This is a genomic window from Novacetimonas pomaceti, assembly GCF_003207955.1.
GTDB classification, from domain to species: domain Bacteria; phylum Pseudomonadota; class Alphaproteobacteria; order Acetobacterales; family Acetobacteraceae; genus Novacetimonas; species Novacetimonas pomaceti.
Map to the genome: position 1 here is coordinate 197,323 of NZ_NOXG01000001.1, position 13,336 is coordinate 210,658.

General features: G+C 66.3%; 11 protein-coding genes. 2 read left to right on the top strand and 9 right to left on the bottom strand.

What is annotated here, in order from left to right; genetic code table 11:
- Positions 1-36 precede the first annotated feature (36 nt).
- From rsmA to cysQ, 9 genes are all read right to left on the bottom strand, one after another.
- Complete coding sequence (rsmA, locus tag CFR71_RS00910) at positions 37-891, bottom strand: 16S rRNA (adenine(1518)-N(6)/adenine(1519)-N(6))-dimethyltransferase RsmA (RefSeq protein WP_110525843.1); 855 nt, start codon at positions 889-891, stop codon at positions 37-39.
- An 11-nt stretch (positions 892-902) separates the two neighbouring features.
- Positions 903-2,291 (bottom strand): peptidylprolyl isomerase, encoded by a 1,389-nt coding sequence (locus tag CFR71_RS00915; protein WP_110525846.1) that lies wholly within the window; start codon positions 2,289-2,291, stop codon positions 903-905.
- Between the two features lie 23 nt (positions 2,292-2,314).
- A complete protein-coding gene (locus CFR71_RS00920) occupies positions 2,315-4,807 on the bottom strand; it encodes an LPS-assembly protein LptD (protein WP_239020215.1) in 2,493 nt (830 codons plus the stop codon).
- Positions 4,807-5,922 carry an LPS export ABC transporter permease LptG gene (gene lptG, locus CFR71_RS00925; protein ID WP_110525849.1) on the bottom strand — a complete coding sequence of 372 codons (1,116 nt, stop codon included), beginning with the start codon at positions 5,920-5,922 and terminating at the stop codon, positions 4,807-4,809. The genes CFR71_RS00920 and lptG overlap by 1 nt, the downstream gene beginning before the upstream one ends.
- Positions 5,919-7,079, bottom strand: a complete 1,161-nt coding sequence (gene lptF / locus CFR71_RS00930; protein WP_110525852.1) for an LPS export ABC transporter permease LptF — start codon at positions 7,077-7,079, stop codon at positions 5,919-5,921. The genes lptG and lptF overlap by 4 nt, the downstream gene beginning before the upstream one ends.
- Positions 7,080-7,185: 106 nt before the next feature.
- Positions 7,186-8,670 carry an FAD-binding oxidoreductase gene (locus CFR71_RS00935; protein WP_110525855.1) on the bottom strand — a complete coding sequence of 495 codons (1,485 nt, stop codon included), beginning with the start codon at positions 8,668-8,670 and terminating at the stop codon, positions 7,186-7,188.
- Positions 8,667-9,302, bottom strand: a complete 636-nt coding sequence (locus tag CFR71_RS00940; RefSeq protein WP_110525858.1) for a hypothetical protein — start codon at positions 9,300-9,302, stop codon at positions 8,667-8,669. The genes CFR71_RS00935 and CFR71_RS00940 overlap by 4 nt, the downstream gene beginning before the upstream one ends.
- Positions 9,303-9,341: 39 nt before the next feature.
- Positions 9,342-10,313 (bottom strand): L-threonylcarbamoyladenylate synthase, encoded by a 972-nt coding sequence (locus tag CFR71_RS00945; RefSeq protein WP_110526571.1) that lies wholly within the window; start codon positions 10,311-10,313, stop codon positions 9,342-9,344.
- Positions 10,310-11,095 (bottom strand): 3'(2'),5'-bisphosphate nucleotidase CysQ, encoded by a 786-nt coding sequence (gene cysQ, locus CFR71_RS00950; RefSeq protein WP_110525861.1) that lies wholly within the window; start codon positions 11,093-11,095, stop codon positions 10,310-10,312. Before cysQ ends, CFR71_RS00945 begins: the two co-directional genes overlap by 4 nt.
- 206 nt (positions 11,096-11,301) lie before the next feature.
- On the opposite strand from cysQ, the gene CFR71_RS00955 reads away from it, so the two are divergent.
- Together CFR71_RS00955 and CFR71_RS00960 are read left to right on the top strand one after the other, a co-directional pair.
- On the top strand, positions 11,302-12,771 hold the full coding sequence (locus CFR71_RS00955; protein ID WP_110526573.1) for a leucyl aminopeptidase: 1,470 nt from the start codon (positions 11,302-11,304) through the stop codon (positions 12,769-12,771).
- 55 nt (positions 12,772-12,826) lie between these two features.
- Positions 12,827-13,270: a DNA polymerase III subunit chi gene (locus tag CFR71_RS00960; protein WP_110525864.1), complete on the top strand. Its 444-nt coding sequence runs from the start codon at positions 12,827-12,829 to the stop codon at positions 13,268-13,270.
- Positions 13,271-13,336 lie beyond the last annotated feature (66 nt).

Sequence of the window (13,336 nt, forward strand, 5' to 3'; positions counted from 1 at the left end):
GGCAATGTGACCAGGACCGTTGACCGGGACCGTCCCTTATAACGCGGGGGACAGGCGCTGCAGGTGGGCGCGGGCCAGCCTGTCGAAATCGGCGATGTCGAGTGTTTCCGCCCGGCGGTTGCCCGCGATGTCCGCCGCCTCCAGCAGGGCGTCGCCACCGATGCCGCGCAATGCGCCACGCAGCATCTTGCGCCGCTGCCCGAATGCTGCGGCAGTGACCTGCTCCATGGCGCGGAACAGCGCCGCTGACGGCTGGCTGGGATGCGGGATCAGGTTCACCACGGCGGAATGGACCTTTGGCGGCGGAAAGAACGCGCCGGGGGGGATGCTCATGACGATGCCGCACCGCGCGACCCATTGCGACAGCACCGCCAGGCGGCCGTAATGGTCCGAATCCGGCGTGGCGCAGATGCGCTGCGCCACCTCCAGCTGGAACATCAGCGTCAGGCGCGCCCAGCACGTCGCCTGTCGCAGCCACCCGATCAGCAGCGGGGTGCCGACATTATAGGGCAGGTTGGCGACGATCTGGCGCGGCGCGGGGCACAGCGTGGACAGGTCGCGACGCATGGCGTCGGCCTCGATCACATGCAGCCGGCCGGGATGGGACGCCGCCAGTTCATTCATGATGACGATGGCGCGGGGATCGACCTCCACCACCGTCACGCTCGCGGCCGGGGTCTGCAGCAGCGCGCGGGTCAGGCCACCGGGACCGGGGCCGACCTCCACCACGTTCACGCCCTCCAGCCTGCCGGCCATGCTGGCGATGCGGCCGGTGATGCCGGGATCAAGCAGGAAATGCTGCCCCAGCGACTTGCGGGCATCAAGGCCGTGGCGCGCGATCACGTCGCGCAGGGACTCCTGCGGCGCGACGCCGGGGGAAGGGATGGTCATGCCAGCCGCGATCAGGACTTGGAACGCATGTCGATGACCGCGCGGCGATGCAGGTCGCGGTCAAGCTGGCGCGATGTCTGCTCCACACGTTCATTCAGCAGCTGGTCGGCAATCTCGCTGGGGGTCTGGAGCGCGACGTTGCGTTCCTCGCGCTTGCAGACCATCAGCACCGCGATGCCATCCATCGACACCAGCGGGTGGCTGGGCTGTCCAACGGCCAGTTCGTCCAGCACGGCGCGCATCTGCGGGTTCATCCGGTCCACGCGGACCTCGCCCGGGTCGCTGGGATGCTTTTCACCGAATTTCTTGTTCAGGGCCTCAAGCTCGTCACAGGACTTCACCTTGCCGGAAATGTCGTTGGCCTGCGCCAGCGTCTGTTTCTGCTGGTCGGTGGGGTCCTGCGGGTTCAGCGGCTGCGTGAAGGGAAGAAAAGCCTGCCGGATGGATACGATGGTCGCCATTTCATGGCCCACCGTGCGACGGCTGTTGACGGTGGCGATCACATAGCCGCCCGCGACGCGGATGGGGTTGGAAATCGCCCCGTCGGGCATCTTGCGCGCGACCTCGACCACTTCGGGGTCAAGGCTGTCTTCCTGCGTCCAGCCCAGAAGTCCGCCCTCAAGCGCACTCTGGCTCTGGGAAAACTGTGCCGCGACGATAGGGAATGGCGCGCCCTCGCGCAGTTCCTGGATGATGGTCTCGGTGAATTTCAGCTCGGTCTCGGGGTGATGCGGATCCTCGACGGGGACGAAGATCTCGCTGATCATGTACTGTGGCTTGCCATCCTCGCGCTTCAGCGCGTCGATGCGCTGCTGGATTTCGGTGGCGGTGATGCGACCGCGTGAGCCGGTTTCCATGCGCAGCACCTGCGACCAGCCGACCTGCACGCGGATCTGGTCGATCAGGGTGGTCAGCGAGACACCGTCCTGCGCCATCTGGTTGCGCAGGGAATTCTCCGGCATGTTGTTGCGATGTTCGATGCCCGCGATGGCGGCGGCGATCTGCGCGACCGGCACGTTGATGTGCCGTTCCAGCATCGCCTCCATCCGCAGGCGTTCGTCAATCAGCTGGCGCACGATCTGCGGCCGCAGTCGGTTCATGACGTCATCGCTGACGTCAAGGCCGGAGGACAGCGCGAACAGGCGCCCGCGCGTGTCCACGTCACGTTTCGTCAGGACCGACCCGTTGACGATGGCGACGATGGAATCCTCGTTCTCGGGCTCTGCTTCCGGATTGCCTGCCACCTTGTGGCGCGCGTGATGCGTGCCCGCCGCGTGGGCATCCGGGCCGATGACCGCGCCCATCGCCGATGTCATCATCAGACCCGCCCCCATCAGGAACGCCTGCCGGACCGCGCGACGGGAAGGAACACTGCCACGGATAGCGGAAAACCAACGCATTCAGATCAATCTTTCACGCATCATCAGCCATTCATGCCAAACGAACCGATGGTCTTGAACGTCAGGGAGAACATTACGGTCGAATTGCTCTGCTGACCACCAATTGTGGTGTACTGCTTGAGGTACATCACATCAATGCCGAAACAGTCATTCTGGTACCCCGCGTCCCCACCGACGGACACGCTCTGCTTACGCGCCAGGCTGCGGCGGATATAGGCCGCAAGGTGCCAGTTGTCCCACGTCGTCGATGCGCCGAATGTCAGTTCGCTGATGGGCTTATAGTAAATCGAAGGCGGGGTGGAGGAATAGGGGTTATTTGCGTAATAATAGTAAGGCGTCACGGGTTCATAGATATAGCCCCCGTTGACACGGAAATACTTGAACCCCGCGCTTCCCAGCGCATCGGCGAAATCGACACGCCCGGCATAGGGGTCAAGCCGCATCTTGCCATCGAAATCGAAAAAGCGGTTGGGCACGATGCGCGTGCCCATCACCACGTCGGACAGGTGGTGGCTCAGCCCCGAATAGGGGATGCGGTCATGTTCGACATGTTCCTGGAAACTTTCACCGATCAGGGCATCGATCTGGTGGCCGTTCCATGTCCAGTTCGTATGCAGCCCCACATTGGCGCGCAGCCCCCCGTCAAGGCGGTCCGTGCCGGAATAGCGGTTCAGCGCGAACAGGGTCTGGTCCGTGAATTCGTAGGTCAGGCTGTCCTCGTTGGGGATGTAGCGCGATGAACTGTTGCCGGTATTGGGGGCGGCGATGACCTGTGCGATCGGTTCGAGGATTTCCGTGCCCCGGCCGTGGTTGAACGTGCGCAGGAAGGGCCAGTTGAGCTTCAGCGCCACCGTCGGCAGGACCTCGCCCGCGACCTGGCTGCGCGTGGTCCTGGCATAGTTTGGCTGTTCGTTAAGCTGTGTCGCGCGGTGAATGGCCGATTCGACATGCAGCGTCAGGTCCCATATCTGCCCCAGCGAATTGCGGAACGGCCGGTCCCAGTTCAGCGTCAGCTGCCCGCGCTGGTCCGATGTCCCGTTTTCACGATAGACATAGAAATCCGTCGTATCGAGGCTGAAGCGTCCGCCCAGCGCGTCGGGCTGCCCGAAATAGCTGTAGGTGTAACGCGGCAGGACCCACGGCAGGTCGCGGTTGTGGATGACGCCCTCGTTCAGTCCCTGATAGGCCTGCGCATCGATGCGCGAATACGATCCGGTGCCAAATCCCTCGAGGTAGATGTTCGAATTGAGGGTATCCTGCCCGTATCCCGATATGCGGTAATCGCGCATGTAGTTCGCGGAACTGGCGACATTGATGTGCGCGCCCAGACGCCACGTCTTGTTCAGCGAAAACTGCCCCGAGCCGAAGAAGTATCCCTGAACGCCGTGGTTGTCCTTGCTTTCGACATCCTGGCCGAAGGTGTTGGTGTAGTTGATGTCGTGATGGGTATCATAGGCGATGCCGGCGCGCAGGTTGAGGTGCCCGAAATTGAAGCGGTGGCGGTACTGCGCGCTGAGCTGTGGTCCCGTGCGCGTGGAAAACAGCCCTTCGGCCACCAGGTCCGACTGACCGTCGATCACCCAGTAGTACGGGATGGTCACGTACGTGCCGAGATAGCGGTTATGCGGGGTGAAGCCCGGCGTCAGGAAGCCGCTCTGCCTGCGTACCGACGGATCCGTCATGGAGAAGGCAGGCAGGTAGAAGATCGGCACGCCAAAGAAATCGACGAACGCGTCGCGGAACTCGATGCGCTTGTGCTGCAGGTCGTGCGACGCGTCATAGGCACGGATCTGCCAGAACGGCGCGCGTTCGGGATGGCGTTCGCACAGTTCGCACGCGGTATAGACGACGCGTGTCAGGTCATTGACCTTCCCGCCCGTGCGCCGCACGCCGTTTGCCGCCATGCGCGCGTTGTCGTCCATCTGCGCGTACATCTTGCTCATGATGCCGTCGCGCATGCCGTTGCTCAGTTCGGCATAGCTGGTGAACATCACCGTGCCGTCGGGTTCGACCAGCGCCACATTCCCCGTGGCGGAGGCCACGCCGGTATTGCGGTCATAGACCACCTTGTCGGCGCGCATGATCTGGTCATTCTGCCAGATCTGGACATTGCCGGTCCAGATCGCCAGGCCGTTCTTGCTGTCATAGGCGACATGGTCGGCCTGGAAGGTCACCGGTTCGCCCGTTGATACGGTTCCCGACTGTATCCCGCCCTGCGCCTTGCCGGATGCCGGGCTGTCCGACTGGGCCGCCTGGGAGCGGACATGGCGGCTGCGGCTGGAGGCGGTCCTGGCTGCGGGCAGGCTCTGTGACGCGTCGGGCGCTGCCTGCGCCGCCGATTGCGTGGCCGCGCGTGCGGAATTCAGGCCCGGTGCAAGGCCCCCGATCATCCCCCCCAGTAACGTTCCCCCCAGTATCGTCGCCGACAGCAGCCATCCGCGCGACACGCGTCGCGGCGGGTCACGATGCGTGCGCTCATTATCGCCGGTGCGCGGGAAGGGGAAGGGACGGGCCATTATCCGTCCTCTAGATGAAGAAGTAGCGAAACTGCAAGACAAAGCCCCGCCCCGGTGGGCGCCCATGCGGCAAGGACAGGGGGAAGTGCGCCGGATTCACCGAACTGCGCCGCGATCTTGGAAATGGCGAACAGGGCGAAACCGGCCCCGACGCCAAGGCTGATCATGCGCACGACGCCCCCCCGGCGGGCGGGGCGCATGGAAAATCCGGCCGCCACCAGCGCCATAGTGCCGCACAGGATCGGCAGGGTCAGCAGGCTCTGGAACCGCAGCCGGTGCCGGATGGAGGAAAATCCCGAATGGTTCAGCAGCTTGATGAACCCCGGCAGCGCCCATACCGACAGCGTGTTGGGGGAGGCGAAGCTGTCCTGTACCCCCGCAAGCGTCAGGTCGGCCGGCAGGGTCATATGCCCCATGTCCACCGGGTTTTCATCGGGGCGCAGCAGGCGGGCGTCGTCGAGCACCCATCGTCCGTTCCCCAGATAGCCGCGTCCCGCCTCGATCCGCGCCAGCATGCGGTCGTGGCCGTCAAGGCGATAGACGCTGATGTCGGAAATGCGCATCACGTTGCCCTGCAGCTTCACATGCCGGGCATGGATGATGGCGACGCCATGATCGGTCAGGCCGTTGTCCGACTGGCGCAGCCACAGGGTGCCGCCGCTCATGTTCAGGGCCTTGCCCGTATTGTCGCGCAGGTACTGCTGGTCCAGGATTTCCGCACGGCGGTACATGGCCGATGACAGGGGACTTATGACCGTGGTGGACAGCGCGCCGATCAGCACGGCGCACCCGACCGGTCCCGTCAGGAACTGCCACGCCGAAATCCCCGCCGCGCGCGCCACCACCAGTTCGGAGGAACGCGCCAGCCGCCAGAAACAGATGATCCCCCCCAGCAGGACGCCAAAGGGCAGGATTTCCAGCATGGCGAAGGGAATGTGCAGCATCGCGATTTCGCTGACGAGGGAGGCCGGCACATTGGGACGGGTGGAGACGCGACGCAGCAGGTCGATGAAATCGAACAGCGTGATCAGCCCCGTCAGGAAGGCGATCACCGCCAGCACGGCATAGGTGAACTGCCGCGCGATATACAGGGAAAGGGTAAGGGCGAAGTTCATTGCGGCGATTGAGCCCGCGGCGCGGCGCGGCGGCCACCCGCTTCCGGCCAGAACAGGATGGCCAGGCAGACCAGTCCCGGCACGATGGCGCATACCCACATCAGCGGGATCAGCGTGAGGTTTCGGCTGGCGAGGTTCTGCACCAGCAGCGTCAGCGACTGCATCGCCACGACCGCGAGCGTCGCGGCCACGGGGCGCGTGATGTTGCCATGGCGTGAAAACCCGCCCCCCAATGCGCTGAGCAGCCCGATCATGGCGAAGGAAAAGGCGCAGAAGGGCGAGGCGAGGCGGCGCCATCCCTCGATGATCATCTTCTTTTCGTCGCGCGGCGAAAACTGCCGCAGGTTGGGATGCAGCAGTTCCGACAGCGGCAGTTCGTTTGCATCGGGCTGGCGGGCATGCGGTCCATGGGAACTGGTCAGGTCGATGGTGTTGCGCGCGAAGCTCAGCACGTTCAGCCGTCCGGTCTTGCGGTCGATTTCCTGCCGCGACCCGTTGAACAGGACCACGCGGGGCTGGTCGTTGATGATGACCAGGCTTCCTTCCTCCGCCAGGATGGTGGCCTGCGCGTCGGGCTGGCGGTCGTCCTCGACCATGATGCCATGCAGCATGCCATTTTCGTCACGGGCGCGGATATAGACGGTCATGTTGTCGGACACCTGCGTGAATACCCCGTCCTGGATCAGGAAGGCCGCCATCTTGTTGCGGATCTGGTATTCATACTGGCGAAAGGCATGATACGACGCCGGCACGATCCATAGGTTCAGCATGAAGCATATCAGCGTCGAAATGGCCGCGCACAGCAGGGCCGGGCGCGCCATCATGAACGGTGACAGGCCCGCCGCCTGCATGACCGTCAGCTCACGGTCCGATCCCAGCCGCTGATAGACGAACTGCACCACGACGAATGTGGTGATCGGCAGGATGACCGCGACAAAGGACGGGATCAGCAGGCTGGTCAGCTGGATGAACACCCGCAGCGACAGCCCGCGCCCCACCACCAGCGATACGAAATGCAGCGACTGCGTCAGCCAGATCAGGACAGCCAGCGCCCCCGTCGTCGCGACAAGCGCCAGCAGCAGCTGCCGCAGGACATAGCGGTCCAGAATCGACAGGCGCGTGGAAAGGCGTTGGGTGACGGGGTAGGCGACAGGCATGCCCCTGTCTAGCTCTCATCGCGATGCATAAAAAGGTGTGTTACCGTACTCGTCTGAAACAGTGTGTATTTTCCTGTCATCTTGCCGGGGTGTCCCGCCGGCCATGTCACGCGGCGCCTGACGCGGGAGCGGAGGCGGGGACGGATGTGGCGGGTGGAAAGATTTTTCCGGGATTCATCAGGTTGAGCGGATCGAGTGCCGCCTTGATCCGCCGCATGGTCGCAAGTTCCGCGCCGCCGCGCCATTCGGCCATCATGTAGGGTTTGAGCTGCCCCACACCGTGTTCGGCGGAAAAGGACCCGTCCAGGTCCCGTACGATATCGGCCACCGTATCCATGATGTCATGCGCGCGCGCCAGGAAGGCGTCGCCGGACATGTCGGTGGGCTGCACCAGGTTGAAATGGATGTTGCCATCGCCCAGATGGCCAAACGGCGCGGGACGGATGCCGGGGATCAGTTCCTCGCACGCGCGGGTGGCGCGCGCGATCAGTTCCGGGACGCGCGATACGGGGACGGAGACATCGTTCTTCACGCTTGCGCCCGCGCGTTTCTGCGCCTCCGCATGTTCCTCGCGCAGTTTCCACAGGTTCGTGCGCTGTCCCTCGCTCTCGGCCATGACCGCGTCGGTGACGATGCCATTTTCCATCGCATCGGCCAGCACGCCTTCCATGAACTCGCGCAGGTTGGCGTCGGGGCGGGGGGTCGCCAGTTCCACCAGCACATAGGCCGGCGCGGGCTGTTCCAGCGGCAGGGCCGCGCCGGGGATCAGTTCGTTCACCAGCGCCATGCCAGTGCCCGACATGTATTCGAACGCCTGGATCAGGGCGGGGTCAAGCGCGCGGAACGCGCTGAACAGCGCAAGCGCGCCCTGCGCATCCCCGACGGCGCACAGTGCGACCTCCACCTCCTTCGGCGCGGGCTGGAGCTGGATGATCGCCCGCGTGATGAAGCCCAGCGTCCCTTCGGAACCGACAAACAGCTGGCGCAGGGCGTATCCGGTATTGTCCTTGCGCAACCGGCGCAGGCCATGGAACACCTCCCCATCGGGCAGGACCGCCTCCAGCCCCAGCACCAGTTCGCGGGCATTGCCGTACCGCACCGTGTTGTTGCCGCCCGCGTTCGTCGCAAGGACGCCGCCCATCTGCGCCGACCCTTCGGACGAAATCGACAGCGGCAGCATCATCCCCGCGTCCCGCGCGGCGTCCTGCGCCACCTTCAGGGGAACCCCCGCCTCGACCTCCATCGTCATTTCGTGGGGGTCGATCCCGCGGATGTGGTTCATGCGCGACATGCAGATGACGATTTCGCGGCCGCTGTCATCGGGGGTCGCGCCGCCCACCATGCTGGTGTTGCCGCCCTGTGGCACCATCGGCACGCCATGCGCCACGCACAGCCGCACCGCCGCCGACAGCGCGTCGGTATCGGCCGGGCGCAGCACCGCCAGCGCCCGGCCATGATACAGGTTGCGCCAGTCGGTGCAGAACGGGTCGATGTCGTCCGCCGCCGTCAGGACGCCCGCGGGGCCAAGCACGTCCGCAAGCTGTTCGAGCAGGCGCGTATGATCGACGGGGGCGGGGGCTGCGGCGGTCATGATGGCAGGATTCCTGAAATCTGGTTCTGGCTGAATGGCGGCGCGGGCAGTTGCGCGCGGCTCTGGCGCTGCAGCGCGGGGTAGGAGGCGCTGGCCTGCGCGGGCGAACTGTCGAGCGTGTGGAAAAGCTCCGTCATCGCGATACCCGCCAGCGTGCCGATGGTCAGCGCCAGCATCAGCGTCGAACGGCGTCCCGTCCGCGCGCTGGCCACCGGATGCGCCTGTATCTGCGACAGGGCGGCCTGTGTCTCCGCGCGGGCCTGCTGCGTCTGGTAAAGCTCGAAACGCAGCGCGTCGTTGCTGGCGCGGCTGTCGCGCAGGGCAAGGTCAAGCTTGCGGATGCTGTCGGTGAGTTCCGAAATACGGGCGTGGGAATCCTGGATTTCACGCGCCGCCGCGGCACTCGTCCGTCCGCCGCGCGGGGCGCGCGGCTTGGGCGCCGGGCGTTTTGGGGGATTGGGCGCGATGGCCTGGAACAGGTTCTTCAGCGCGCCGCCGGTCACCTGGTTCTTGCGCGCCCGCGCCCGTATGGCCGCCAGCGCATTTTCGGACTGCCCGGCATGATCCTCCAGCACCAGTGCCAGAATATCCGACAGGATCTTGAGTTCCTTGGGGTCTAGGCTATCGCTCATGTCAGGTATCGCCGGGATCGGGTCATGCACAGCATCGGGTTATCGTGGACGGGGACAGGCGGCGCGGGCCAGGCGGTCGCGGATGGCCGCGCCCAGCCCGTGCGCCGGCACGGGCTGGACCGCGATGGCACGCAGTCCGCGCCTGCGCCCCTCCATATCAAGAAACCGCAGCCCGGCGAAGAGGCGCGCCGCCGCTTCGTCCAGCTTTTCTGTCGGGCTGAGGTTCCAGACAAGCGGACTGCCCGCAAGTTCGGGGCCGAACGCCAGCAACGCCTCGTCGGCGGCAACATGCGTCGCCTCCAGCCGGACCGGCAGGGTGGGGGCATAATGGGACGACAGGCGCCCGGGGGCTGCGGGACGTGCGTCGCTGGTGGCGTGGGGCAGGGCGATATCGGGGCAGATTTCACGCAGGGCCTCGATCGTGACGCCCCCCGGCCGCAGCAGGACGGGACGCGCGCCCGTCAGGTCGACGATCGTGCTTTCGACGCCCACGGCGCATGGCCCGGAATCCAGCACGGCGTCGATGCGTCCCTCCAGCCCCGCAAGGACATGGGCGGCGGTGGAGGGGCTGACCCGCCCGGACGGGTTGGCCGACGGTGCGGCAACGGGGATGCCGGCACGCGCCAGCAGCGCGCGCGCCACCGCGCCGGAGGGCACGCGCACCGCGACGGATGGCAGGCCCGCCCCCGCCAGGTCGGAGATGGCGCATGTGGGCGTGCGGGGCAGCACCATCGTCAGCGGGCCGGGCCAGAACCGCCGCGCCAACTCCTGCGCAAGTTCACCTGCCTGCGCGTGTTCGAAGGCGGTCGCGGCGTCGGGGAAATGACTGATGAGCGGGTTGAAGGCGGGACGTTCCTTGGCCGCGAAAATGCCTGCCACGGCCTGCGCGTTGCGCGCGTCGGCCCCCAGCCCGTAGACGGTTTCCGTGCCGAACGCGACAAGGCCGCCCGCGCGCAGGATGTCCGCCGCGACGGCGATCCCCGCCTCATCCGCCACCAGCCGCCGTGTCATCGCGCGCCACGGCAGATGAAGGGCGGGTTGCGCCACTGCGCCTTGCCATAGGTCAGCGGCGTGCCGTCGAATTCGGTGATGCTGCCGCCCGCGGCTTCCAGCACTGCCTGCGGGGCGGCGGTATCCCATTCCATCGTCGGGCCCAGCCGGGGGTACAGGTCGGCCTGTCCTTCGGCGACGCGGATGAACTTGGCGGCCGATCCGATATTGCGGATGCTGGCGACCGGCTGCTGCGCCAGCAGGTCCTTCAGGCGCGGATCGTCGGCATAATGGCGCGAGGCAAGGACATCCAGCCCCGCCGGGCCGGGCCGGCGGGCATGGATCGGATGCTGTCCATGGCTGTCGCGCCGCCATGCGCCATGGCCCACCCGCCCGGCATAGACCTGATGATACGCCGGCAGCGCGACCGCGCCGAGGACGGCCGCGCCATCGCGCACCAGGCCGATATTGACGGTAAAGTCATCGCGTCCCGCCGCGAATTCCCGCGTGCCGTCCAGCGGATCGACCAGCCAGTAGGTCCGGCCTGCTTCCACCATGATGCCGGCCGCCGCCTCTTCTTCCGCGATGACGGGGATGGAAGGGGCCGCCGCGCGCAGCCCGGCCAGGATATGCGTCTCTGCCGCGTGGTCGGCCTCGGTCACGGGGGAGGCATCGCTCTTGACATGCGTGACGAACCCGCGCGCGCGGATGTCGCGGATCAGCCCGGCGGCCTCCGTCGCAAGGCGGACCGCCAGATCCAGCAGGGCCGCGTCATCATGTACGGGCAAGGATGGTATGTTCATGCTGATGGCATTAGCTTACTCATGCCGCGCCGTCATGCGTTTATGCGACGCGACATGCATTCGCACCCTTCGCGCGGGAAGGGTCGCGGGCGTGCGATGGCGGCGGGCGGGGAAGTTTTTTCCCGCCGGATCAGGGGGATCCCCGTGCCCGGCGCGTGATTTCGTGTCACGATGTCCCTTATTTCCTCAAGCGGAGCGATGGCTTCATGCTCGATACTGGTTTTTCTGATTCCCGCCTGCCGCAGGGCGGCGTGCTGGCGATTCTGGCCCCTTCCGATGGCGCGCCCTCCGCGCTTTACGCCCAGGCGGACGCGGCCACGGGCGGGGCGCTGTCGCGCGCGGCAAAGGCGGCCGATTTCACCTTTGCCGCGAAAAGTTCCTGCGTGGTGCTGGCACCCGGCGCGGATTTCGGGCGCGTCGTGCTGATCGGCCTTGGCCCGCGTGAGGGGATTGACGCGCGCGCGGCGGAACAGGCGGGTGGCGCTGTGGCCGGCGCGCTGGGCAAGGTGACGGAACGCGCGGTGGTGGCGGCCGATACGCTGTCGGGCGAACTGGCGGCGCACGTGGCGCTGGGGGCCACGCTGGGGGCCTACCGTTTCGATACCTATCGCACGACCTGGCGCGAGGGGGAGGCGTGGAAGCTTGCGGCGGTGGACATCCTTGTCGCCGATGCCGCCGCCGCCGGGACGGCGTGGGCCGGCCTGTCCGCCGTGGCGCGTGGCGTGACGCTGTGCCGCGACCTTGTCAACGAACCGGCGAACATGCTGCGCCCCGATGCGTTCGAGGCCCGCATCCTGAAGCTGCGCGACCTTGGCGTGGAGGTCGAGGTGCTGGATCGCGATGCCATGCACGAACTGGGCTTTGGCGCGCTGCTTGGCGTGGGACAGGGAAGCTCCGTCCCGCCGCGCACCGTCATCATGCGCTGGAACGGCGCCGCGACGGACGAGGCACCGGTCGCCTTCATCGGCAAGGGTGTGACGTTCGATTCGGGCGGCATTTCCATCAAGCCCGCCGCCGGCATGGAGGAAATGAAGACCGACATGGGCGGGGCCGCCGCCGTGGTGGGCACCATCGCGGCGCTGGCCGGGCGGCGCGCGCGCGTCAATGCCGTGGGCGTCGTGGGCCTGGTGGAAAACATGCTGTCGGGCGATGCTCAGCGTCCGGGCGACGTGGTGCGCACGGCCTCCGGCCAGACGGTGGAGGTGCTCAACACCGATGCGGAGGGACGGCTGGTACTCGCGGACGTGCTGTGGTACGCGCAGGAACGTTTCAGGCCGCGTTTCATGGTCGACCTCGCGACGCTGACGGGCGCGATCGTCGTAAGCCTGGGCAATGAACGCGCTGGCCTGTTCTCCAACGACGACACGCTGGCGCAGCAGCTTGCCGCCACGGGGGAGGTCGTGGGCGACCGGCTGTGGCGGATGCCGATGTGCGCGTCCTATCTCGAACTGCTGCGTTCGGATATCGCGGATCTGAAGAATATCGGCGGCCGCGCGGGCGGGTCGATCACGGCGGCGAAATTCCTCGAATGTTTCGTCAACAAGGTGCCGTGGGCGCATCTGGACATCGCCGGGACCGCGTTCGCCAGCAAGGCGTCGGCCTGTATCCCCAAGGGGGCGACGGGATATGGCGTGCGGCTGCTCGACCGTCTGGTGCGCGAACATTACGAAAGCTGAGTAAGGCTGGGTCATGGCTGCTGCCCGGACAGGGCAGGGCCAGAAAGGGAACTCCATGGCGGAGATCGGTTTTTATCATCTGACGCGTTCCACGCCGGAGCAGGCGCTGCCTGCCCTGCTCGGGCGGACGCTGGATGCCGGTCATCGCGCCGTGGTGCGCTGCGGCAGCGAAGAACGGGTGAAGTGGTTCGATGACGCGCTGTGGCGCGCGGACGACCCCGTCTGGCTGCCGCACGGCACGCGGGCGACGGGACATGGAAGCTGGCAGCCGATCTGGCTGACCGCGGGGGAGGACGTGCCCAATGACGCGACCTTCCTCTTCCTTCTCGACGGCGTGGCATATGACGGGCAGGCGCGTTTCGAGCGCGTGTTCGACCTGTTCGACGGCCATGACGAACAGGCCGTCGCCGCCGCGAGGCGCCGCTGGGTCGCCTGCCGGGAGGCCGGGCATGCCCTGACCTACTGGCAGCAGCAGGCAAAGGGGTGGACGCGCAGGTAAGGCACGCAGGAAACAGGCGGGATCATGGCGGTTACGGCGGCCATGGTCCGCAGGCGGAGCAACGAA